This is a genomic window from Sulfurovum sp. (genome assembly GCF_015493435.1).
GTDB lineage: Bacteria > Campylobacterota > Campylobacteria > Campylobacterales > Sulfurovaceae > Sulfurovum.
This window is the reverse complement of the sequence record NZ_WGDD01000057.1, coordinates 45,733-69,050: the sequence shown is the minus strand read 5'-3', so window position 1 is coordinate 69,050 and position 23,318 is coordinate 45,733. Positions and strand designations below refer to the sequence as shown.

Annotated in this window: 28 protein-coding genes; 24 read left to right on the top strand and 4 right to left on the bottom strand. The window is 44.9% G+C overall.

Annotation, left to right across the window (positions count from 1 at the left end):
• Nucleotides 1–349: 349 nt before the first annotated feature.
• Nucleotides 350–1,321 (bottom strand): porphobilinogen synthase, encoded by a 972-nt coding sequence (gene hemB / locus F8L24_RS10435; protein WP_294955385.1) that lies wholly within the window; start codon nucleotides 1,319–1,321, stop codon nucleotides 350–352.
• Between the two features lie 92 nt (nucleotides 1,322–1,413).
• Here hemB and ribA point away from each other — a divergent pair, with 92 nt between their 5' ends.
• Genes ribA through F8L24_RS10405 form a run of 6 tightly spaced genes read left to right on the top strand, consistent with a single transcriptional unit; the run spans nucleotide 1,414 to nucleotide 4,213 of the window.
• On the top strand, nucleotides 1,414–1,995 hold the full coding sequence (gene ribA / locus F8L24_RS10430) for a GTP cyclohydrolase II (RefSeq protein ID WP_294955384.1): 582 nt from the start codon (nucleotides 1,414–1,416) through the stop codon (nucleotides 1,993–1,995).
• A 12-nt stretch (nucleotides 1,996–2,007) separates the two neighbouring features.
• A complete protein-coding gene (locus tag F8L24_RS10425; RefSeq protein WP_294955383.1) occupies nucleotides 2,008–2,295 on the top strand; it encodes a PqqD family protein in 288 nt (95 codons plus the stop codon).
• Nucleotides 2,296–2,306: 11 nt separating this feature from the next.
• Entirely contained in the window at nucleotides 2,307–2,897 is a 591-nt protein-coding gene (gene rsmG, locus F8L24_RS10420) for a 16S rRNA (guanine(527)-N(7))-methyltransferase RsmG (protein WP_294955382.1), read from the top strand.
• Nucleotides 2,894–3,115 (top strand): PP0621 family protein, encoded by a 222-nt coding sequence (locus F8L24_RS10415; RefSeq protein WP_294955381.1) that lies wholly within the window; start codon nucleotides 2,894–2,896, stop codon nucleotides 3,113–3,115. Before rsmG ends, F8L24_RS10415 begins: the two co-directional genes overlap by 4 nt.
• Nucleotides 3,116–3,139: 24 nt before the next feature.
• Nucleotides 3,140–3,520, top strand: a complete 381-nt coding sequence (locus F8L24_RS10410) for a hypothetical protein (protein WP_294955380.1) — start codon at nucleotides 3,140–3,142, stop codon at nucleotides 3,518–3,520.
• Between the two features lie 15 nt (nucleotides 3,521–3,535).
• Nucleotides 3,536–4,213, top strand: coding sequence for a rhomboid family intramembrane serine protease (locus F8L24_RS10405; RefSeq protein ID WP_294955378.1), 678 nt, complete (start codon nucleotides 3,536–3,538; stop codon nucleotides 4,211–4,213).
• A 51-nt stretch (nucleotides 4,214–4,264) separates the two neighbouring features.
• Here F8L24_RS10405 and F8L24_RS10400 read toward each other — a convergent pair whose 3' ends face one another.
• From F8L24_RS10400 to bioD, 3 genes are all read right to left on the bottom strand, one after another.
• Nucleotides 4,265–5,236 carry an aminodeoxychorismate synthase component I gene (locus F8L24_RS10400; RefSeq protein WP_294955377.1) on the bottom strand — a complete coding sequence of 324 codons (972 nt, stop codon included), beginning with the start codon at nucleotides 5,234–5,236 and terminating at the stop codon, nucleotides 4,265–4,267.
• Between the two features lie 23 nt (nucleotides 5,237–5,259).
• Complete coding sequence (locus F8L24_RS10395) at nucleotides 5,260–6,144, bottom strand: aspartate carbamoyltransferase catalytic subunit (protein WP_294955376.1); 885 nt, start codon at nucleotides 6,142–6,144, stop codon at nucleotides 5,260–5,262.
• Between the two features lie 82 nt (nucleotides 6,145–6,226).
• Nucleotides 6,227–6,874 carry a dethiobiotin synthase gene (gene bioD / locus F8L24_RS10390; protein ID WP_294955375.1) on the bottom strand — a complete coding sequence of 216 codons (648 nt, stop codon included), beginning with the start codon at nucleotides 6,872–6,874 and terminating at the stop codon, nucleotides 6,227–6,229.
• A gap of 70 nt (nucleotides 6,875–6,944) precedes the next feature.
• Between bioD and F8L24_RS10385 the strand changes: the two genes are divergently transcribed.
• The 18 genes from F8L24_RS10385 to rpmF all read left to right on the top strand — a co-directional run bounded on the left by F8L24_RS10385 (nucleotide 6,945) and on the right by rpmF (nucleotide 23,316).
• On the top strand, nucleotides 6,945–7,244 hold the full coding sequence (locus tag F8L24_RS10385) for an ATP-dependent Clp protease adaptor ClpS (RefSeq protein WP_294955374.1): 300 nt from the start codon (nucleotides 6,945–6,947) through the stop codon (nucleotides 7,242–7,244).
• Nucleotides 7,245–7,256: 12 nt separating this feature from the next.
• Entirely contained in the window at nucleotides 7,257–9,443 is a 2,187-nt protein-coding gene (gene clpA, locus F8L24_RS10380; RefSeq protein ID WP_294955373.1) for an ATP-dependent Clp protease ATP-binding subunit ClpA, read from the top strand.
• 122 nt (nucleotides 9,444–9,565) lie between these two features.
• A complete protein-coding gene (gene aat / locus F8L24_RS10375) occupies nucleotides 9,566–10,306 on the top strand; it encodes a leucyl/phenylalanyl-tRNA--protein transferase (protein WP_294955372.1) in 741 nt (246 codons plus the stop codon).
• Entirely contained in the window at nucleotides 10,300–11,295 is a 996-nt protein-coding gene (locus tag F8L24_RS10370) for a transaldolase (protein ID WP_294955371.1), read from the top strand. The genes aat and F8L24_RS10370 overlap by 7 nt, the downstream gene beginning before the upstream one ends.
• A 23-nt stretch (nucleotides 11,296–11,318) precedes the next feature.
• The gene (locus F8L24_RS10365) at nucleotides 11,319–12,458 is read left to right on the top strand and encodes a PilT/PilU family type 4a pilus ATPase (protein ID WP_294955370.1); all 1,140 of its coding nucleotides are present in this window, start codon (nucleotides 11,319–11,321) and stop codon (nucleotides 12,456–12,458) included.
• A 62-nt stretch (nucleotides 12,459–12,520) separates the two neighbouring features.
• On the top strand, nucleotides 12,521–13,057 hold the full coding sequence (locus F8L24_RS10360) for a 50S ribosomal protein L25/general stress protein Ctc (RefSeq protein ID WP_294955369.1): 537 nt from the start codon (nucleotides 12,521–12,523) through the stop codon (nucleotides 13,055–13,057).
• A 13-nt stretch (nucleotides 13,058–13,070) separates the two neighbouring features.
• Entirely contained in the window at nucleotides 13,071–13,640 is a 570-nt protein-coding gene (gene pth, locus F8L24_RS10355) for an aminoacyl-tRNA hydrolase (protein ID WP_294955367.1), read from the top strand.
• A 1-nt stretch (nucleotide 13,641) separates the two neighbouring features.
• Complete coding sequence (locus tag F8L24_RS10350; RefSeq protein ID WP_294955365.1) at nucleotides 13,642–14,724, top strand: LptF/LptG family permease; 1,083 nt, start codon at nucleotides 13,642–13,644, stop codon at nucleotides 14,722–14,724.
• A gap of 228 nt (nucleotides 14,725–14,952) precedes the next feature.
• On the top strand, nucleotides 14,953–16,170 hold the full coding sequence (gene lysA / locus F8L24_RS10345; RefSeq protein ID WP_294955364.1) for a diaminopimelate decarboxylase: 1,218 nt from the start codon (nucleotides 14,953–14,955) through the stop codon (nucleotides 16,168–16,170).
• Nucleotides 16,171–16,187: 17 nt separating this feature from the next.
• Nucleotides 16,188–17,246, top strand: coding sequence for a chorismate mutase (gene pheA / locus F8L24_RS10340; protein WP_294955362.1), 1,059 nt, complete (start codon nucleotides 16,188–16,190; stop codon nucleotides 17,244–17,246).
• A gap of 48 nt (nucleotides 17,247–17,294) precedes the next feature.
• A complete protein-coding gene (gene hisC / locus F8L24_RS10335) occupies nucleotides 17,295–18,389 on the top strand; it encodes a histidinol-phosphate transaminase (RefSeq protein ID WP_294955360.1) in 1,095 nt (364 codons plus the stop codon).
• Nucleotides 18,386–18,604 (top strand): hypothetical protein, encoded by a 219-nt coding sequence (locus F8L24_RS10330; protein ID WP_294955358.1) that lies wholly within the window; start codon nucleotides 18,386–18,388, stop codon nucleotides 18,602–18,604. Before hisC ends, F8L24_RS10330 begins: the two co-directional genes overlap by 4 nt.
• Complete coding sequence (gene dxs, locus F8L24_RS10325; protein WP_294955356.1) at nucleotides 18,601–20,430, top strand: 1-deoxy-D-xylulose-5-phosphate synthase; 1,830 nt, start codon at nucleotides 18,601–18,603, stop codon at nucleotides 20,428–20,430. Before F8L24_RS10330 ends, dxs begins: the two co-directional genes overlap by 4 nt.
• 108 nt (nucleotides 20,431–20,538) lie before the next feature.
• Nucleotides 20,539–21,699 (top strand): methionine adenosyltransferase, encoded by a 1,161-nt coding sequence (metK, locus tag F8L24_RS10320; RefSeq protein WP_294955354.1) that lies wholly within the window; start codon nucleotides 20,539–20,541, stop codon nucleotides 21,697–21,699.
• Nucleotides 21,700–21,842: 143 nt separating this feature from the next.
• Nucleotides 21,843–22,118, top strand: a complete 276-nt coding sequence (locus F8L24_RS10315; RefSeq protein WP_294955352.1) for a 4Fe-4S dicluster domain-containing protein — start codon at nucleotides 21,843–21,845, stop codon at nucleotides 22,116–22,118.
• A gap of 208 nt (nucleotides 22,119–22,326) precedes the next feature.
• Nucleotides 22,327–22,740 carry a nucleoside-diphosphate kinase gene (gene ndk / locus F8L24_RS10310; RefSeq protein WP_294955350.1) on the top strand — a complete coding sequence of 138 codons (414 nt, stop codon included), beginning with the start codon at nucleotides 22,327–22,329 and terminating at the stop codon, nucleotides 22,738–22,740.
• Nucleotides 22,741–22,752: 12 nt separating this feature from the next.
• Complete coding sequence (locus F8L24_RS10305; protein ID WP_294955348.1) at nucleotides 22,753–23,127, top strand: hypothetical protein; 375 nt, start codon at nucleotides 22,753–22,755, stop codon at nucleotides 23,125–23,127.
• A 27-nt stretch (nucleotides 23,128–23,154) separates the two neighbouring features.
• Nucleotides 23,155–23,316: a 50S ribosomal protein L32 gene (rpmF, locus tag F8L24_RS10300; protein WP_294955346.1), complete on the top strand. Its 162-nt coding sequence runs from the start codon at nucleotides 23,155–23,157 to the stop codon at nucleotides 23,314–23,316.
• The last annotated feature ends 2 nt before the right edge of the window (nucleotides 23,317–23,318 follow it).

Here is a 23,318-nt window from a genome sequence, read left to right as displayed (position 1 = left end):
GCTACTTCTTTGTAGTTTTTGCACACCGCGCCGGTATTGCCGCAGGTACGTCCCTCATGCCCTGCCTGTATGACCACAGATATAGGGGCCTTGAGGCTCTGATAGAGAATGAAGCCTATGAGCAGTAAAATCAGCAGGGCAAAAAAGGCGGCGGTTTTGTTTTTGAGCTTCATGGAGCGGATTATAGCAAAAGAATTGACAAAAAATGTATCACTTTTGTCAAGATAATGGGAAGTAAGTAAAAAGGAGGATATACGTGCTATGTATGTGAGCGGCAAAAATGTGTAGGCCAGGGGGTATCCTCACCCCTGACTTATGGTAATCTTGAAAATATAAGGGGGATGTATCATTATTTCCCCAAAATCTTCGCTGCTTCCTTCGCATGATAGGTGATGATGATATCCGCACCGGCACGTTTGAAACCGAGCAGTGTTTCCATCATGACCTTGTCATAGTCTATCACACCTGCTTTGGCGGCCATTTTGAGCATAGAGTATTCGCCGCTGACGTTGTAGACTGCCAACGGCATGCTGGTGTTGTTCTTGACGTCACGGATGATATCCATATAGGCCAGTGCCGGTTTGACCATCAGTATGTCCGCTCCCTCCTGTTCGTCCGCTACGCTTTCGGCAATGGCTTCGGTCCGGTTCGCCGGGTTCATCTGGTAGCTTCTTCTGTCTCCGAAACTCGGGCTGCTTTCGGCGACATCCCTGAACGGTCCGTAGTAGGCCGAAGCAAATTTGGTCGAGTAGCTCATGACCGGGAGGTTGACAAATCCTGCACTGTCAAGCCCTTTTCTGATCGCCTGGATCATCCCGTCCATCATGCCGCTCGGTGCGATCATGTCAACACCGGCCTTGGCGTGTACCACAGCCTGTCTGGCCAGGTTGTCAAGTGTAATGTCATTGTCAACCGTTTCAAGAACAGGGTCGAGTACACCGCAGTGTCCATGGTCTGTGTATTCACAGAAACAGAGGTCGGTGACAACGAATATGTCCGGGTGGGCTGCTTTGACAGCTCTGACTGTTTCGGCCATGATCCCGTGTTCGCACATTGCGTCAGACCCTACACTGTCTTTCACATCGGGAATACCGAAAAGAATGATCGCTTTAATGCCAAGATCTTTAAGTGTGCCACATTCCTTGATGATCTCATCGATGCTCATTTGGTAAACGCCCGGCATGGAAGCTACTTCATCCTTGATGCCTTCTCCGCTTCTGGCAAAGAGAGGGTACATGAAGTCATTGACACTCAAGTGTGTCTCCTGCAGGAGGTTTCTTAATACGGGGTGGATCCTTTTTCTTCTAAAACGTGTGAACATTATCTGACTGCCTTTAAAAATAAATTCTTTTATTTTACACTAATTATTAATTGTTAATTATTAATTATCAATTGTTTCTGTATAATTCCACCATGAAAAACATAGAGATATCACAGATCGCTACCTTACCGACCAAATACGGTACTTTTAAAATACAGGCTTTCAAAGAGATAACCGATTGCGACGACGGAAAAGAACATTTGGCCCTTTTCAGCGATGACCTTTCGGACGTGCCCATTGTGAGAGTCCATTCCGAGTGTCTGACGGGCGATGCACTCGGCTCTGTTAAATGCGACTGCGGTGAGCAGCTCCATTTTGCGCTGGAGCTTATCGCCAAAGAGGGGGGTATGCTCATCTACCACCGGCAGGAAGGCAGAAACATTGGTTTGCTCAACAAGGTTAATGCCTATGCTTTGCAGGACAAAGGCTACAACACGGTCGAAGCGAACCATCAGCTTGGTTTTTCCGCTGATGAGCGTACCTATGAGATCGTTGAATATATTTTGAAACATTTCAATATTTCAAAACTCAAGCTTTTGACAAACAATCCCAGAAAGATTGAAAGTCTCGGAAGCATAGAGATTGTGGAACGCCTTCCCATCAGGATCAAACCCAACCCGTACAATGAAAAGTATCTCAAAACGAAGAAAGACGAATTGGGACATTTTCTCTAAAAGGAAACCAAGATGATAGCATTCAGCCAAAAGATCAGTTTTTCAGACACCGTTTTTGCCCAGGAAGTGGACGGTGAAATGGTCCTGCTCGATATGGATTCCGAGAATTATTTCGGGCTTGATGAAGTAGGTACATCCATCTGGCAGGCGATGCAGAAAAATGAAACACTTCCGGAGGTGCTGAGTGTGCTTTTGGAACAGTATGATGTGGAAGAGGAAGTGCTGAAGAATGACCTTTTGGTTTTTGTGCAGAGGCTGGAAGAGAATGGGCTGATAACAGTTGTCAATGAGAAACGTTGAATGGTGAATGAATGGATTTAAAGCGTTATTTGAACGAGGAGAAGATTTCGGTTTCTGATGAGGTGATTGAAACATTGGAGCGTTTTGCCCTCTTGCTGCATGAATGGAACCAGGTACATAATCTGACAGGAGCCAAAACGGTTGCGGCAATTTATGACAACATTATAGATGCGCTGTACCCTCTGACCTTCATACAAATACCCCAAACACTGTTGGATGTGGGGACGGGGGCGGGTTTTCCCGGGCTGGTACTGGCGATTGCGCTGCCTGATACCGATGTCGTGCTTGCGGAACCGCTGAAGAAGCGGGTCTCCTTCCTGAAGTATGCCGCCATGGATCTCGGGTTGAAAAATGTGAAGGTGGAAGCCAAACGGGTCGAAGCGGTGGAACACGAAGCTTTCGACATGATCAGCTCCCGGGCTGTGACAAATACGAAGTTGCTGCTCGACCTCACTTCCCGTATCAGCGATGCACATACGGAATACCTTTTTTACAAAGGAAGCCGTGTGTTTGATGAAGTGGCGCAGGTGGAAGGTCAAATGAGTTATGATATAATACAAAAAGACCAGAGAAACTATCTCTATATAAAGAAAGAAATATGATTTTAAAATTACTTATTTTTGCGATAGTCGCTGTAATGATCTATCGGTTTTTCGGTGGACAATTGCCGAGTATGCCCAAAGCAAAGAGCAAAGAACAGAAAAAAATTGAGGAAGATACACTGGTTGAGTGCAGTAAATGCGGTACCTATGTAACGACAAAAGAGAGCACGATAATCCATGGCAAATACTATTGTGATGAGTGTGCCGGCAAACTATAATAATTCAGTGTAAAAGGAATCGATATGATCATTATTGGACATCCGTGGGTGGCAAGTAAACGTTTCTGTAAAGTTTTTTGCCGTGAAGATATTGCGAACAGCAAAGCGGATGATATTGTGCTTCTTGAACCTTTGGTCGATGCGGTAGAACTTGCACAGTACTGTCAGCAGAACAATATTGCATATGCCATTACTGTCAACAGTCTCAAGGAGGCTCTTTTTTCCAATGCTCTGGGGGCAGACTATATCATCTGTACGGAAGAAGAAGCATTGCTGATACAGCCGATCGCACAGGAATATCTGTTTGACAGTAAAGTGCTTGTGCTCATTCATGATGAAAAAGAGATAGTGAAGATCGCCCGTTCAGGGGTAGACGGTGTACTTTTTGTTGAAGCTATCTGCTGATTTGACAGAATCACTATGAAAGAATTTTCACGTTACAGGATCACCTATACCATTATTGCAGTCAACAGTGTAATATACCTTTTTTCTGCACTGCTGAGCGGCAGTATTGCCGATATGAATATGCAGGTACTTGTCGACATGGGAGCGCTTTATGGCCCGCTCACTGTACTCAGGGGAGAATGGTGGCGGCTTTTTACTGCCATGTTCCTGCACGGCGGTATGACGCATATACTGATGAATATGGTTTCACTTTATATTATTGGCCGGGGTATGGAAATGTATTTCGATACAAAATCCTACCTGGCTGTTTACTTCTTTTCGGGGCTTATAGGCGGCCTGGCATCACTGTATGTACATCCTGAAAGTGTAGGCATAGGGGCCTCTGGCGCTATTTTTGGTGTATTTGGTGCGCTGGCAGGATTTTTTATTGCTCACCGAAAGCATCTTGGGGAGCATACCCGTACATTCATGAAAGAATTTACAGTGATCGTTCTTCTGAACCTGGTGATCGGGTTTTCCATGGCTTCGGTAGATGTCAGTGCCCATATCGGAGGCTTGACGGTCGGGTTCATAGGCGGTTTCATGCTTTCCAAAAACCCCAAGTTTATTTGGCTCTACAGCGGTATGATGGTACTGCTTATGCTGGCAGTGATGGCTTACCTGCCTCATATGTATGTACAAAAATACTATTAGCCTGCCGAAGCACACAGAGAAATCGGTATTTTTATAAAAGAAGACGTATTTCTAAAAAGGCAGATATATTTTGTCTGTCAACTCTTTGTATTCTTCCCTGGCATCGGAATCGATGGTGATGCCCCCGCCGCTTTTATAAAAGAGGTGTTCCCCTTCTTTTTCCATATAGCGTATCATAACACTGGAGCGCAGGGCATTGCCGTCAAAAATGCCAAAGATGCCAGTATAGAATGTACGGTCATAGTTTTCTATACGGTCTATGATGGAAGCAGTGCTTTTTTTAGGTGTACCGGTAATGGAACCGGCGGGAGTAAGGGCATCGAGTATTTCACCGAGCTTCCCATGCCATGTCCCGGGCAGTTTGGCTGTGATCTGAGAACTGACTTGCAGCAGCTCTTTCTGTCCGGCTCTGATTTTGTCGGTATAGCGAAATTTTTCAACTTTGACATCTGTACCGACAATGCCAAGGTCATTACGCATAAGATCAACGATCATAACATGTTCCGCCATCTCTTTTTCATTTGAAAGTATGCGTGCTTCAGCATGGGGAATATTGGCATCAATGGTACCCTTCATCGGGTAGGTAGAGATAGTGTTCCCTTCTATTCTGACGAACATTTCAGGTGAAAAACAGATAAATTCATTTTTAAAATAGAGTTTGAATTTTGCCCTGGCATAGGTAAATATCTCTTTGAGGGAAAGGTTGCTTTCTACGGCTGTACGGAATGTCAGGTTCAGAAGATAGGTATTGCCGGAGCGTATCTCTTCCATGATCTGTTCCATTGCTTTTCTGTACGTTTCAAAAGCGACGGGTGATGTGGAAAAAGTGTAGTTCCTGTCTCTTTTTTTTACCGGATAGTTACGCCACGCTTCAAGTTTGTAGAAGATGTCATTATCAAGCCGGTCCAACGGCTGGGCGAATATTTTTTTTTTGTCATAGGAGATGATGAAGAGGAATGGCGTTCTGGCTTGGCCTAATTTATTTATTTGTTCAAAGCCCTCCTCTTTTGTGAACCAAGACATCTGTTTCCTTGCAGGTCGGGGTGTTAATGACTGCTGTCAAGCAGCAGTAATTTTAAAATAGCCATTCTCATATAGACACCGTTCCTGACCTGTTCGAGTACTTTGCACCGGGGATCGTCAAGCATTTCGTCAGAAATATCTATGTTGCGCATGACCGGTCCGGGGTGGAGTATGAGAATATTTCGCTCTTTGAGACGCTCTTTTGTAATGCAGTAGTGTTTGGCATATTCTGCATAGTCGTCAAACAGGGGAGAGGCATGGCGTTCGAGCTGTGCACGAAGGCTCATGATGACATCTACCCGGTCAAGGACATCTTCAAGGTGCTCATACTGCGGCAGATCACTTTGGGGCATAAAGGGTTCCGGGGCTACGAGCAATACGTTCATCCCCATACGTGTCAGCAGACGGATACCGGAACTGGCGACTCTGGAGGAGACGATATCGCCGACGATGGCGATCGTTTTATTTTTTATCTGGCCATTAAAGTGTTCGGTAAGCGTAAAAAGATCAAGCAGTGCCTGTGTCGGATGGGCATAATTTCCCGCACCTGCATTGATGACGGAAGTCATTTGCATTTGGGCAAGCTGCTGCGGTGCATCATTGTCCGTATGTCTGATGATGACCCCGTCAGGTTCCATGGCACAGAGGTTGGCGAATGTATCTTCAAGCGACTCCCCTTTTTTGGTCGAACTTCTGCTGGGGTCAAGATGTACTATCGCTGCACCAAGCCGCTTTGCAGCTACTTCAAAGGAGCTCCTTGTACGTGTCGATGCTTCAAAAAAAAGGGTAATGAGCAGTTTATCCCTCAAAAGCTGGGGAGGACGCTGTGCCTTGAATGTTCTGGCATCATGAAGCAGCTGTGCTATTTGAATATCTGAAAAATCGGTTGTATCTACCAAGTGTTGCATGGGTATCCTCTATGGGGTGTGACGTGTTGCATCCCGGATGATGCATTCAAGATCATTGTCTTGTGCCTATTCCGAATTCATATTATATCGGATTGACAGTAAAAGAAGCGGCAAAATCTCCGAGTCCTTCTTCGACACTCCACCACTCCGGGAAAATGGCATCATAGTAGGGCTGTGTGACTTTGGCAAAATCCTCTTTGTCTTCATAGAGGTTGACACACCAGTCAAAACCGATATCGAATGACCGAAGCGCCATCATGGAAAGCAGTGTATCATTGATGCATCCCAGACGGCTGGGCGTAACGAGCAGTGCAGGGCAGTCAAGTTCTTTGATGAAGTGGAGCATCAGATATTCTTTGGTGATCGGTACCATAAGACCGCCTGCACCTTCTATAAGCAGGATGTCGCACAGCCCGGAAAGTGCTTTATGTTTTTCGATGAGCATTTCAGGGGTGATACGTTTGTTTTCATCGGCGCAGAAAGGGGCAGCGGGGAGTTCGAACGTATACGCTGTAATATCTGCGGGTGTAAGTTCTTTAAATGCGTTGTTGACCTTCCGGCAGGCTTCAAGAAGGACAGCGGCATCTGCGGGTATGTCTGTCACACCGGTTTCAATAGGTTTGTAGACACCGACACTGTATCCCTGTGCCGCCAGTGTTTCAATAAGTTTGAGGGTTGTGCGGGTTTTGCCTATATTGGTACCCGTAGCCGTAATGAAAAGCGATGACACTTGAAAATCTCCAAATTTTATGTATAATATAACAGTAAAAAACATAATTGATAAGGAATCTTAACACAATATGCCAAAGTTTGAAGAAGAATTTGAAACAGCACTGGAGTTGGACGAGCCAAGAATGTTCAGGGTATTGCTGCACAATGACGATTATACCAGTATGGATTTTGTGGTGGAAATACTCACAGGCATTTTCCATAAAACACCTGAAGAAGCTGTTCAGATCATGCTGCAGGTGCATGAAAAGGGCAAAGCGGTATGCGGTATCTACAGCTTTGAGATCGCACAGACAAAAGTGGAACAGGTCAAACAGCTTGCAAAAAAGAATGAATTTCCCCTTTTGGCGACAATTGAAGAAGATGCATAAAGGAAAAACAAGATGATCAGTATTGCACTCAATGATGTATTTAAAAATGCAGTGAAATATGCCAAAGAAAACAGGCATGAATACCTGACGGTGGAACACGTGTTCCTCTCTGTGGTCAGAAGTGAAGAGGGACAGGCAATATTTTCTATGCTCGATGCAGATACAACAATGCTTGAAGACGGGATCGTGGAGCATATCCAAAAAACCATCCCCTCCCTTAAAGAGGCAGTAGAACCTTTTGAAACCGTAGCGCTTTCGCGCGCCATTAACGATATGATGACACATATCCATTCTGCAGGGCGTACAGAAGCAAGTATCGGCGATATGATCGCGGCGATCTTTATGCAAGAACATTCCTATGCTGTGTACCTGATGAAAAAAGAGGGGATCTCACGTGTGGATGTCCTTGAAGTCATAAGCCACAGCCATGAAGAGATAGCAACAGAAGCCGAGAAACCGAAAAAAGAGGAAACGGTACTCGAACAGTTCACCATTGAACTGGTAGCTTTGGCCGGGACCGGAAAGATAGACCCTGTGGTCGGACGTACCGATGAGATAGAACGTGTCATGCAGACACTTTGCCGCCGAAAGAAGAACAACCCGCTTCTTGTAGGGGAGCCGGGTGTCGGAAAAACAGCTATTGCAGAAGGTCTGGCTCTGAAAATTTCCGAAGGAGAAGTCCCCGAAGTACTGAAAAATGCCAAAGTTTTCGCTTTGGATATGGGTGCGCTGATCGCAGGAACGAAATACCGCGGTGATTTTGAAAAACGTCTTAAGGGAATCATTAAAGAACTGAGCGGCATGGATGATGCGATTCTTTTTATCGATGAGATACATACAATGGTCGGAGCGGGGGCAACAAGCGGCGGAAGCATGGATGCTTCCAATCTGCTCAAACCGGCACTGGCAAGAGGTGATCTCAAGTGTATTGGTGCCACGACCTATCAGGAGTTCAGAAACTTTTTTGACAAAGACAAGGCATTGAGCCGCCGTTTTGCAAAGATCGATGTGGAAGAACCGAGTATTGCTGATACCTTTACCATCCTCAAAGGGATACAGCATAAATATGAAGCATACCACAATATCGAGTTTACCGATGCTGCATTGCAGTCGGCGATTGACCTTTCGGTGAAATACCTGCATGACCGGTTTTTACCGGATAAAGCGATGGATATCATCGATGAAGTGGGTGCCCATTTTATGCTTCGGGGGAAAGAGGGTGTAACGGTTAAACCCAAAGACATTGAGGCGAGTGTGGCAAAGATGATGAAACTTCCTTCCACGGTGATAGGGACAGATGATACAAAGAAACTCAAAACACTGCAAAAAGACTTGGCGGCACATATTATCGGGCAGGATCAGGCGATTGAAGAACTCGCTACCGCAATCAAACGTTCCTATGCCGGACTGAATGCACCGGACAGACCAATAGGTTCTTTTCTGTTTGTAGGTCCTACCGGGGTAGGGAAAACCGCTTTGGCGACGCAGCTGGCAGAAACACTGCATGTTCATTTCGAGCGTCTTGATATGAGTGAATACATGGAAGCACATACCATTAGCCGTCTGGTTGGTGCCCCTCCGGGTTATGTAGGATATGAACAGGGCGGATTATTGACAGAAATGATCAAGAAACATCCGCATACTGTATTGCTGCTTGATGAAATAGAAAAGGCGCATCCGGACATCATGAATATTCTGCTTCAGGTAATGGACGGTGCCAAGCTGACGGACAATAACGGCGTAGTGAGTGATTTCAAGAATGTTATTCTTATCATGACTTCCAACATAGGGACCAAAGAAGCCAATGTTATGGGATTCAACAAAGACACTTCCATGAAAACGGACAAGGCACTCAAAGCCTTTTTTGCGCCTGAATTCATGAACCGTCTGAGTGCGGTGGTAGAATTCAATACGCTTGACCTGAAAACGCTTGTTTCCATTGCAGAGGTAGAAGTTGGCAAGCTCAATCTTTTGCTGAAACCTAAAAAAATAAGGGTAAAAGTCAGCAAAAAAGCCAAAGAATATCTTGCCAAAGAAGGATATGACGAGCGTTACGGTGCAAGGCATATTGCCCGTGTCATCGATGAAAAGATCAAAGAGGCACTGACCGAAGAGATCCTTTTTGGAAAATTGAAAAAAGGCGGTCTGGTCAAGGTCGGCTTTAAAAACGGGAAACTCAGCTTTGTGTTTGGAGCGTAACATGTTTCAAACCGTAAGATGCTGTCGGGAGACAGCACCCTACGTGGTGCTGGACCGGCACTTGTCATCATCAATCCTCAATTCTCCATCCTCCATCCAAAAATCCCTGGAGGATTTTTGATATGGCTTCCATGTTCGATGAGGAGGAATACCTGATCCCTCCATTGAGTCACTACTCGTACAGTTTCCCCAACCCGCGCTATGCATCCGATGAGGGTCTTTTGGCCTATGGCGGGGACCTCTCTTCTTCCCGCCTTCTGACCGCTTACAAAAAAGGTATTTTTCCCTGGTATAACGAGGGTGATCCTATATTGTGGTGGTCACCTGACCCCCGTCTGTTGCTTTATCCCGGAAAATTCAAAGTGCGAAAATCTTTCAGGCGGGTACTGCGGAGCGGAAAATACAAGGTAAAATTCGATCATGCTTTTGCAAAAGTAATACGTTACTGTGCCACTGTGCCCAGAGAAGGACAGGGCGGATCGTGGATCGTTCCCGATATGCAGGAAGCCTATATACGCTTGCATGAGGAAGGATTTGCGCACAGTGTCGAGGTGTACAGGGAAGAAGAACTTGTCGGCGGACTTTACGGCCTTGCTATGGGAAAAGTTTTTTTTGGAGAATCAATGTTCTCTTTGGCTTCAGATGCATCCAAAGTGGCTTTCAAAGCACTAAGTGATGTTTTAGGCGCTAAAGGCTATGATTTTATAGATTGCCAGATGAAAACAGATCATATGGTCGGTCTGGGTGCTGAAGTTGTTCCGCGGGACAGATATCTCGATGAACTTGAAGCGGCACTGCAGAAACCGAGTGATCTGGGCAGCTGGCAGCATTTTACATGGAATTATAAGGAAGAGGAATGGTAGACAGAGAATTGAAGTTCTCATTATGGCTGGATTTTGTGGAAAGAGAATTTCTTAAAAATGATTTTTCAAAATTGATAGATGAAGGGATTATTAACGGTGCGACGAGCAACCCTTCTATTTTTGCTTCGGCAATCACAACATCTCCGGCCTATAGAGAACAGTTGGCATCCCTTCAAGGCAAAAGTGCCAAAGAAAAGTATGAAGCACTGGCGATAGAAGATATCCGTACGGCAGCCCAGGCATTGAGACATGCCTACGATACTGCCAATGACGGATATATTTCCATAGAGGTCGATCCTTTCCTTTCCAATGATACCAAGGGAACGATAGAAGAAGGGAAAAGGCTTTTCCGTGCGATCGGTGAGCCGAATGTGATGATAAAAGTACCGGCGACCAATGCCGGATATGAAGCCATGAGAGAGCTGCTTTCTATGGGGATATCTGTCAATGCCACCCTGATCTTTTCTCCCGAGCAGGCCAGACGCTGTCTAAAGTTTATGACAGCAGGTCTGCATGAATATGATGCAACAGGCGGCGGAAAGGTCAATGCGGTCATTTCTGTATTTGTCAGCCGCTTTGACAGACTGCTCGATGCCGATCTCGCCGAAGAGGGAATGGATGTGGCCAAAACGGGTATTTACAATGCGGCAAAGATTTACAATATTATTGAAAAGAACTATACACCGAACATTCGAACGCTTTTTGCCAGTACAGGTGTAAAGGGGGATAATTTGCCGGCAGATTACTATATCAGAGAGCTTTTGGCACCGCACTCTGTCAATACGGCACCGCTCGGAACGATCGAAGCCTATCTTGCCAAAAAAGCGACCGCACCGAAGCTGCCTCTGGAAGATGCCGAGATCAACGGCTACTTTACCAAGCTGAAAGATTGCGGTTTTGATATGCAGGCAGTGTATGATTCTTTGCTGAAAGACGGCCTTGAAGCGTTTGAAAAAGCGTTTCAGGACATGTTGAAGAGTATCGAATAACATCAATTGGGAGAAACAGCATAATGGAAGAGAAACTTAAACTTTATCTCAGAACACTGATCAGCAATGAAGGGAGTGACCTTCACATTAAAGCTTCTTCCCAGATAAGAGTACGTATTCACGGTGTCCTGAAAGTATTGGGGAAAGACACTTTGACTGCCGACATGGTAGATGAAATGGTTCGGGAGATCACAACGGAAGGGCAATATGAGAGACTGGTCAATGACAGAACACTGGATTTCAGTTACAAACTGGGAGAAGACCATCGCTTTCGTGTGAACATTTTCTACCAGATGGACGGTCTGAGTGCTGTGTTTCGTTTGATTCCGGTAAAAATCCTTTCTCTCGATGAACTCAAACTTCCCGAAGTGATCAAAACGTTTACAACGATACAGCGTGGTCTTGTATTGGTAACAGGCGTGACCGGTTCGGGCAAATCAACGACCCTCGCCGCTATTCTTGACAAGATAAACAATGAAACAAAAAAGCATGTTATTACGATTGAAGACCCGATAGAATTTGTACACAGGGACAAGGGCTGTCTGATCAACCAGAGAAGTGTGGGGCAGGATACCCACTCTTTCTCCGATGCGCTCAGAGCTGCACTGAGAGAAGACCCTGATATTATACTCGTGGGGGAAATGCGGGACCTTGAAACCATCGATATTGCTTTGCATGCAGCCAATACCGGTCACCTTGTTTTCTCGACACTGCATACACTGGATGCCAAAGAAACGATCGACAGAATTGTCGGTATGTTCAGCAATGAAGAGCAGAACCGTATCAGAATGTCATTGGCATCGGTACTTGAAGGCGTTATCTCCCAGAGACTTATTCCTACCAAACGCGGCGGAAGGATAGCCGGGATCGAAATCCTGAAAAAGACAGCAAGGATCGAACAGCTTATCGCAGAAAACAGAGACGCAGAGATTCCGGATGCACTGTTTGACGGGAAGGAGATCTATGGAACACAAACGTTTGACCAGGCACTCCTCGATCTCATTAAAAAAGGTGAGATCAGCAATGAAGTGGCACTGGAATATGCCACAAATCCGGCAGACTTGAAACTGAAAATGCAGGGGGTGGGAAAAGGTGCAATTGTAGATGACAATGCAGCCCGGCAAAATGATGAATATTTTGATTTCAAATCCGAAGAAGAGTAATCACAGTTTTTCTTAAAATTATTTCGATATAATCCGTTTCTATTTTAATTTAAGGACAAAACATGTTAGAAGGTATCGTTAGAGAGAGTATCGGAAAGACTACTGCAAAGAAGCTTAGAAGAGATGGTTATCTGACTGCAAATCTTTACGCAAACGGCGTAGAGAACATTCAAGCTGCATTTAAACGCGGTGAATTTATGAGAGCAGTCAGAAATAAGGAGAACCTTGCATTTCCCGTAAAGGTCGGTGATAAAGAATTGGATGTTGTGATCCAGGAATATCAACTGCACCCTGTTCACGGAGAAGTGGTACACGTAGACCTTAGAGTAACCGTTCCCGGGCAGGTGACAGATTTTCTTGTACCGGTTGTCACACACGGAACACCGGTAGGTTTGAAGAACAAAGGTGTACTGGTTATGTCTAAAAGAAGAGTGAAAGTAAGAGGGGCTATTGAAAATATGCCTGCGAAATTTGACTTGGATGTTGAGCCGCTCAACAGAGACGACTCTATCCTCATAAGAGATATCGAAGTTCCGTCTGACTGCAAAATGATGGACAGACCGGACGTTGCCGTATGCGGTGTCATTAAATCCAAATAATGAAAGTATCGTCGTGACACTCTTCGTAGGTCTGGGGAATCCGGGATCGAAATACGAAGAGACACGGCACAATATCGGCTTCAGGGTCATCGATAAACTCGTCGATGAGCTTGGCGCCAGAGACATCTCCAAAAATGCCTTTGAAGGCACACTTTACCGTACTGCTAATACTTTTTTTTTAAAACCTGCTACTTTTATGAACCTTTCGGGGAAGTCTGTTGAGATCGTCAAACAGTTTTTCAAGATAGAGCTAGAAGATATTATCGTGATCCATGATGACATCGATCTGCCGTTCGGTGCTGTACGTTTCAAAAAAGGCGGCGGACACGGCGGACATAACGGTTTGCGTTCCCTGGATACGCACATAGGCAAAGACTATATTCGTGTACGTGTCGGAGTAGGCAAGCCCGAATATAAGTCACAGGTTGCAGACTATGTACTGCACCCTTTCAGTGCAGAAGAGAACCTGCATTTGACAAAACTCATCGAACATGTGGTGCAGGCATGCAAAGCACTGCTGTCGGAAGAGCTTAATACAGTCAAATCGAAATACAGCCTGAAGTCCATAGAAGGACTGGGGTAATATGTCGTTATTTTACCCTTCTTTGCATTTTCGCTATTTGGCAAAACACTATATCAACAATCTTTTGGCGATTCTCTTCGGCCTCTCTTTCGCTTTTGCAGCGATTGACTATTTTCAGTATGCACAGGAGCTGAATACTTCTTCCAACTATAAAATACTTTATATTTTCTATATGTGGCAGGAAGCATTGGGTATGCTGTATCCTCTGGCGATCGTTTTTGCTGTGATCATGACCAAACTGGCACTTGTCAAAAACAATACCATGGGAGCATTGCATGCATTCGGCTACACTAAAAAAAGACTTTTTCTTCCCATTTTTGTTGTAGCATCTCTGACCTATGCACTTTTTCTTTATTTGCATACAACAGATTTTTCCTATGCAAAAGACAAAGCGAATATGCTTTTGGATAACCAGGTCCATGCCTATAATGTCAATGATATGTTTTTTAAATATAACGATACTTTCGTTTACATTAAAAAACTTGATCCGGTGAAAAAAAAGATCGAAGGGATCACTATTTTCAAAGTTTCCGGCAACCAGGTCCGCTATACGATCAGTGCCCCGGTAGCCGTTTTTCATTCAGATGAGTGGATCGCACAGGATGCAACAGTTAAAACCCATATCTATAAAAAAGGCAAACTGATTCGCTACAGTGTGGACAGGAAAGAACGTATTGCTACGCTGCACGGATATAAACCCAAGATCATCGAATCTCTTTATGAAGGGAAAGCCCTGAATATCATCGATGCCTACAATACATGGAAACTGCTTCGGAAACAAAATCTCAATTCAGACAAGATCCGTGCAGCGATCTATGACAAAGCTATTGTCCCGCTCTTTGCCCTTGCCTTGCTCATCATTTTGTTTTTTAAACTTCCTTTCCATGCCAGAATGATGAATTTAGGAGGGGTTGTCGCACTCTCTCTTGGGGCTACCTTTCTGGTATGGGGGATCCTTTTTGGACTGGAGCAGATCGGTGCGAACGGGGTACTTGTTCCCGAACTGACAGCCATTGCTCCCATCGTTATTTTATGGATCTTCGCTATCTATGTCTTTTTTACCGATGAACGAAAAATCACCTGAGTGATATTTTTTTAAGAGATTTTCATAGAAAATAAACCGCTTTTGGGGAAGCATGCAAAACAGTATGCCAACAGTGTATTTGCGTTGCTTGCAGCCTTGTACAGAACACTGTATTGAAAGCGGCTATCTCTCTCTTAGCGACTTTTAGATAAAATCACCTGAAAATACTGTATGGGTTTTTTTTGCTATTCCCATATAAATTACAAATGAAAACAGAAAGAGAATGGAATGGATATTGATTATAAAGCATTGGCACAGAAGTACGGCACGCCACTCTATGTATATGATTTTGACTATATCGGAAATCGGTACAGTACACTGAAAGAGGCCTTTGCCGGAAAAAAATCACTGATCAACTACGCGGTAAAAGCAAACTCGAATTTATCGGTCATTGCCCATTTGGCACAGCTTGGTGCAGGAGCGGACTGTGTGAGTATCGGAGAAGTGAGACGTGCATTGGATGCGGGCATAGATAAATACAAAATCGTTTTTTCGGGTGTAGGCAAACGTGATGACGAGATACGCGAAGCACTGCAAAAAGATATTCTGCTGTTGAACCTTGAGAGCGAGGCAGAGATGAAACGTGTCGAAACCGTAGCCAAAGAGCTTGGCCGGGAAGCACGTATTTCCATCCGTGTCAATCCGAATATCGACCCGCAGACCCATCCGTATATTTCAACCGGTTTGCATGAAAACAAGTTCGGTGTCGAGATCGATATGGCAAAACGGATGTATATCTACGCGAACAAATCCGAATATCTCAATCCGGTTGGCATCCATTTTCATATCGGTTCTCAGCTGACCAAGCTCGAACCCATCAAAGAAGCAGCGGTGATCGTCGCTGATCTGGTACGTTCGCTCAAAGCGATCAAGATCGATATCAAATTCTTTGATGTCGGCGGCGGGATTGGTGTGGTTTACAGTGATGAGGTGACGATCCCTGTGCGTGACTATGCCGAAACGATCTTTGAGGCGACCAAAGGGCTTGATGTGACTCTGCTGTGTGAACCGGGCCGTTATATGGTGGCCAATGCCGGAGCATTTTTTACCAGTGTATTGTATGAAAAAGTGAATGACGGCAAACGGTTTGTGATTGTGGATGGCGGGATGAATGATCTTATCCGTCCGAGTCTCTACAATGCCTATCACAAGATCGATGCCGTAATGGTCGAGGGAGAAAAAACGCTCGCAGATGTTGTCGGGCCTGTATGTGAAAGCGGTGACTTCTTCGGGAAAAACGTACCGCTTCCGCCGCTGAAGCACAATGACCTTATTGTGGTACATTCGGCGGGTGCCTACGGGTTTACCATGGCCAGCAACTACAATACCCGTCCCAAACCGGCAGAAGTTGCCCTGGAAGCGGGGAATGACAGACTGATCAGGAGACGTGAAACATATGAAGACCAGATACGTCTGGAGAAAGAGTTCCTACAGCGGAACGCATAAGTAAAAAGGGAGAATGAATGGCCTTGGACGAACTCAGAAAAAAGATCGACAAAATCGATGATACGCTGTTGGCGCTATATAATGAGCGAATGGATCTGGTACATCAGGTAGGCGAACTGAAAAATACCACCGGCGCTCCCATTTATCGGCCTGAACGCGAACAGGCAATTCTGAACCGCCTTAAAGCACAAAACAACGGTAAACTGACGAATGGCGCGATAGATGCTCTTTTTTTGGAAATGTTTGCAGTGGCCAGAAACCTTGAACTACCCGAAGCAGTTGCTTTTCTCGGTCCTGAAGCAAGTTTTACCCATCAGGCTGCGGAGAGCAAGTTCGGTGCCCTGAGTACCTATCTTCCCATCAGCTCCATTCCCGGTGTTTTCAGAGAAGTGAGCAAAGGAACGGCAAAATTTGGTGTGATCCCCATTGAGAACAGTTCCAACGGGATCGTTACGGATACGATCAACTGTCTGGATGCCTATGATCTGAAGATCATTGCGGAAGTAGTAATCGATGTGCATCTCTGCTTTGCCACTTTGAATGAAGATATTAAAAATATCAAAAAGATTTATTCCAAAGATATCGCTTTTGGCCAGTGCCGGAAATTTCTTCAGGATCTCGGACTTGACGAGATAGAACATGTACCGGTCGAATCGACAGCAAAAGCGGCGAAGCTTGCAGCGGCAGATGAAACCACAGCGGCACTCTGTCCTTCCGTGGCGGCCAAAATGTATACACTTCCGATTCTGTTCGAGAATATAGAAGACGATACGAATAACCGGACACGTTTTTTTGTGGTATCCAATTTTGAAAATCAGCCTTCCGGAGAGGATAAGACATCCATTTTGGTCAAGCTTGCCAATAAGCCGGGGGCTTTGGTTGATTTTCTGAATGATTTTGAAAAAGCCAAAGTGAATCTGACAAAGATAAAATCACATATTGTAGAGGGAAAATCAGTATTCTTCCTGGAGTTCAACGGACATAAGGATGACAAAGATATCGCTGAAATACTGAAAAAACACGAAGATGAGATTAAAGTACTCGGATCTTATGTCAAAGAACGGGACGATATTTAAAAGAAGTCCAACGCAGGGTGGGGCTATCCCACCAAAAAGGAATAAAAAGTGAAATTCAACAAAGTTTTGGAAACGATTCGAACCTATGAAGCGGGCAAACCCATTGAACTGGTCGTACGCGAATTCGGGATCGATGCAAAAGATGTCGTTAAGCTTGCCTCCAATGAAAATCCGATCGGGACCAATCCTGCAATAGCCAAAGTCATACGATCCAATGCGGATATCGCGCACCTTTATCCGGATGACAGTATGTTTGAACTCAAAGCGGCATTGGGGGCCAAATTTTCTGTCGGAGAGAAGAATATCATCATTGGTGCAGGATCCGATCAGGTACTTGAATTTATTTCAAGGGCACTGTTGAACGAAGAGACTTCCATACTGATGTCCGCTGTCACTTTCGCTATGTATGAAATCTATGCCAGACAGATGGGGGCGCAGGTCATACGTACGAAAAGCTGGGAACACAAGTATGATGAGTTTATAGAAGCCTATGAAGAACATAAACCTAAAATCATTTATATCTGTACCCCGAACAATCCGACAGGGGATGCGACCGAGCGGGAAGAAGTATTGAAGATCATCGAGGCAGTAGATCAGGACACGCTGGTTGTTGTTGATGGTGCCTATATGGAATATGCCGCTGCAAAAGATGCAAAATATGCCATCACACCGAAGGATCTTCTGGGTTATGAGAATGTGATCTATCTCGGTACCTTTTCCAAAGCGCACGGACTTGGCGGTATGCGTGTGGGGTACGGTATCGCACCCGCGGGGCTTATCGGGGAGTTGTACAAAATGAGACCGCCTTTTAATATTACCACCTTATCGCTCTGTGTTGCCATTGAAGCCTGTAAAGACAATACGTTCGTAGAAAAGTCTATCGCTTTGCATCAGGAACAGATAAAACGTTATGAAGTATTTGCCAAAGAACACGGTTTTGCCTATATTGACAGTTATACGAATTTTATCACGTATCTTTTCGATGACCGTATGGATTCGACCGAAATTGCAGATGCCCTGCTCAGAAGAGGAGTCATTATACGCAATCTGGCGTCTTACGGAATGAATGCACTGCGTATCACAATCGGTACTGAAGCCCAGAATAATATTTTCTTCAAACATTTTTCAGAGGTTATTTCTTGAAAAAAGTCGAAGTGGTACGATCAAAAGAAGTAGAGGTCAAACCGCTTGACCTGAGTGCTTTTACCGAAGAGCGCGCACAATCCGGAGCGGTAAGGACGGTGAGTAAAAAAGAGATAAGAGAAATAGCGGAAGGATTGGGTCTGCCTTATGATGACACGCAGATCGCTTTCGCCAAGAAACTTCTAAATGCATATATTAAAAAAGAGGCAGTATGACCGATATCAGCACATACAGTTCGGAAGAACTCAACGCCCTGGCTGAAAAGATCAGGAAAAAGATCCTTGCTACAGTCAGTAAAACCGGCGGACATCTCAGTTCGACGATGGGTGCAGTAGATCTGATTGTTGCGATGCACAAAGTATTTGATGTCAGAAAAGATCCTTTTATCTTTGATGTGAGCCATCAGGCGTATGCACACAAACTTTTGACCGGCAGATGGGAAAAATTCGATACATTGAGAAAGTTTGGCGGAATCTGCGGCTATACAAAACCCCAAGAATCAGAATATGACTATTATGTAGCCGGCCACAGTTCAACTTCTATCTCTCTGGCGGTCGGGGCTGCTAAAGCGATTGCGCTCAAAGGAGAAGACCGTATTCCCGTAGCTTTCATCGGAGACGGGAGTATGAGTGCAGGAATGGTTTATGAAGCACTCAATGAACTGGGTGACAGAAAATATCCCGTTGTGATCATTCTCAATGACAATGAAATGAGTATCGCCAAGCCTATCGGTGCAATTTCCAAACTCCTCTCCCAGACGATGGCGGGTTCTTTCTATCAGAAGTTCAAAGGAAAAGTAGAAAAAATGCTGGATCATTTTCCTGATAGTGCAAGTTACATGGCCAAACGTTTTGAAGATTCTTTTAAACTCATTACACCGGGTATTCTGTTTGAGGAGATGGGTATAGAATATATCGGACCGGTGGACGGACATAATATTGACTCTTTGATAGAGACGATGGAAGTAGCAAAAACACTGGGGAAACCTGTGATCATTCATGCCCAGACCACCAAAGGAAAAGGGTATGAAATTGCCGAGGGGACCAAAGAACACTGGCATGGTGTCAGTGCTTTTGACCTTGAAACAGGGGTATCTGAAAAGAAGGCCGGGCCCAAAACCGCTACAGCAGTCTTTTCGGAAACACTGGTGAAAATGGCAGAGGAAGATGAGAAAATAGTAGGTGTGACAGCGGCTATGCCAAGTGGAACGGGAATGAGTGCCGTAATGGAAAAATACCCGGAACGTTTCTGGGACGTTGCCATAGCGGAACAGCATGCCGTCACTTCGATGGGCCCATTGGCAAAAGAAGGGTTCAAGCCTTTTTGTACTATATATTCTACATTCCTGCAAAGAGGATATGATCAGGTGATCCATGATATTGCACTCATGGATCTGGGTGTGGCTTTTGCGCTCGATCGTGCCGGGATCGTAGGGGAAGACGGTGAGACTCATCAGGGAGTGTTCGACATATCGTATCTTCGGGCAATACCGAATATGACACTGTTCGCACCCTACAATGAGACAACAATGAAACTTTGTATGGCCTTTGCCAAAGAGTTTGACCATCCCTGTGCTTTCCGGTATCCAAGAGGCGCTTTTCTGGCAAATGACCGCAGTGACGAGCCTGCATTTGAACTGGGCAGATCCAACCTCCTTCAGGAAGGGGAAGAAATGCTTTTGATCGGGTACGGAAACGGTGTAGGCAGGGCACTGAAGGTAGCTGAACTGCTTGAGAAAACCCCTGCGGTACTTGACCTTCGCTTTGTCAAGCCTCTGGATGAAGAGATGCTGGAAGCCCTGGGAAAACAGTATAAACAATGGTATATTTTCTCCGATTCTGTAAAACAGGGCGGTGTGGGGTCTGCGATTCTTGAACTTTTGAGCCGGAAACAGATGCAGGATATAGTATTAACCTCTTTTGAGTATGATGATATGTTTATCACCCACGGCAATACAAAGCTGGTGGAAGAAAGCCTGGGGCTTCTTCCTGAACAGTTGGCTGCACGGGTGAACCAAAAAAACAAAAAACAAAAATCATAACAGGGTGCGCAGCCGCGTACCGGTGCTGGATTTGAATAAATATCTGCTTGAGATGTTTATTGAAGTTCAGTGACAGTGGACGAACTTACATATTAAAGGAAATAAAAAATGGCTAACGAATACATTTTTACAAGTGAATCGGTAACCGAGGGTCACCCTGACAAAATGGCTGACCAGATCTCTGATGCGATCCTTGATTACATTATTGAGAGAGATCCGCATGCCAGAGTGGCATGTGAAACGTTACTGAGCAATGGTTTTTGTGTTATTGCGGGTGAACTGAAAACGATCGCCTATGCACCAATGCAGGAGATTGCGCGAGAAGTTGTCAGGGAGATCGGCTATACCGATGCGGCTTATGGATTTGACTACAGAAGTGCCGGTGTGCTCAACGGTATTGGAGAACAGTCTCCGGACATTAACCAGGGGGTTGATCAGGAGAGTGGTGAGATAGGTGCAGGAGACCAGGGACTGATGTTCGGATATGCTTGCAAAGAGACCAGAGAATTGATGCCTCTGCCCATTTCTTTGGCACATCATATTACTTCAAAACTGGCAGAAGTCCGCAAAAACGGTACCGTACCTTTTTTGCGTCCGGACGGAAAAGCACAGGTGTCTGTCAAGTATATCGATGGAAATCCCGTAGCGGTGGATACGATCGTTGTTTCAACACAGCATCATGAAACCGTTTCACTTGAACAGGTACAAAAAGCAGTCAGAGAAGAAGTCATTGACCCTGTACTGGCACACTATGATATTGATATGACAGATATCACGTACCATATCAATCCGACTGGCCGATTTGTCATCGGCGGACCTCAGGGAGATGCGGGACTGACCGGAAGGAAGATCATTGTTGATACCTACGGGGGAAGCTGTCCTCACGGCGGAGGAGCATTTTCGGGGAAAGATCCTACGAAAGTAGACCGTTCTGCCGCGTATGCTGCACGGTATGTAGCAAAGAACCTGGTAGCTGCCGGTGCCTGTGAGAAAGCGACACTTCAGGTGGCCTATGCCATCGGTGTGGCAAAGCCGGTTTCGATTTATGTCGATACACACGGCACGGCGAATGTGGAGGAAGAAAAGATCGTTGCCTGCGTTGAGGCACTTTTCGATCTTACTCCCAAAGGGATCATTGACTCTCTTGACTTGCTCAAACCCATTTACAAAAAAACGGCCGCTTATGGCCATTTTGGAAGAGAAGATATGGGATTCAGCTGGGAGAGAACAGACAAAACTGAAGAGATCAGGCAATTCCTCGGGCTGTAAATATAGTCATTATCAATTAGAGAAATCTTGCAGTGCGGGGTTTTGTTTTTAATTGAAAGAAATGAATCATTTGTCCTGAGATTAAAGGATTTCTTAAAAATCTTTTGATATAGTTTGACCATATTCAATTAAAGGAGTAACAAATGGCAGTAATTATTACAGATACTTGTATCAATTGTGCAGCTTGTATCGACGAATGTCCGGTAGAAGCGATCGTAGATGAGGATGATAACCCAACGGGTGAAGAGATTTACTATGTATACCCAGACAAATGTGTTGAGTGTGTAGGATATCATGATGTACCGGCATGTGCCGAAGCATGTCCGACAGAGGGATGTATCCAGTGGGATGATCCTGTAGAGGGAATGCCCGCTTCTGAGAACAGAGGTGCCAAAGGCGAGCCGGTCATCGAAGACTGATCTGTGCTTAGCTTCCTGCCGGCAGGATTTTCTGCCGGTATTCCACATGTATCTCTTGACACATTATTATCGGCTTCCCTTCAATGAAGTTCCGGACTCTTCAAAATTATCTTGTTTTAATAAAAATTTAATATATTTTTCAGTATAATCCCGCCCTAATACTTTGATAGCAGGTCTATAGAAGTAAATTATCGCTTAGGAATAAAGTATGGAACAGACATTATCAATCATTAAACCGGATGCAGTAGCAAAGAACGTAGTAGGACAGATCCTTTCGAGATTTGAGGCAGCCGGACTGAGAATCGCCGCAACAAAGAAAACAAGACTTTCACGTGTGGATGCGGAAGCATTTTATGCCATTCACGCCGAAAGACCTTTCTTTAAGGATCTTGTGGATTTTATGATCTCCGGACCGGTCGTTGTCACTGTGCTTGAGGGAGAAGATGCTATGGCGAAGAACAGAGAGCTTATGGGCGCAACAAACCCTGCAGAAGCAGCACCTGGTACGATAAGAGCAGACTTTGCAGACAGCATCGATGCCAATGCAGTTCACGGAAGTGATTCTGTTGAAAATGCAGAGATCGAGATCAATTTCTTCTTTGCACAAAGAGAAATATACTAATCAAGACGATTCTTGAAAATAGTTTTTGAGAAGGTCGGTTCAACCGCCAAACCTTTTGAGCTTGAAGTTCAGGGGATCAGAATGGCGGGAACGTTACAGAAAAGCGGTTATCATCGTGTATGCCTTGATGCACAGGTATCAGGAAAAATGGAGTTCGATTGCGACAGATGCGGCGTGACATACGCTGCCCCATCTGATTATGCACTCAAGCTTACACTGAGCGATATGGTTTCAGAAGATAAAGATGATTTGGATATAATTGAATTTTTAGATGGCGTAATTGACCTTACGTACATTCTCGAAAGTGAAATAAATGCCCTCAAAGGTACCTATCACTATTGCAGTACATGCAATGACAGTGAAGAGGAATTTGAGGTAGAATATTAATAATAAAATTTACATAAAGGATATACCATGGCAGTACCTAAGAGACGAGTGAGTCATACAAGATCAGCAAAAAGAAGAACACATTACAAATTGACACTTCCAATGCCTGTAAAAGACGCAGACGGAACATGGAGAATGCCTCACCACATGAACATGACAACCGGTGAGTACAAAACAACAAAAGCTTAATC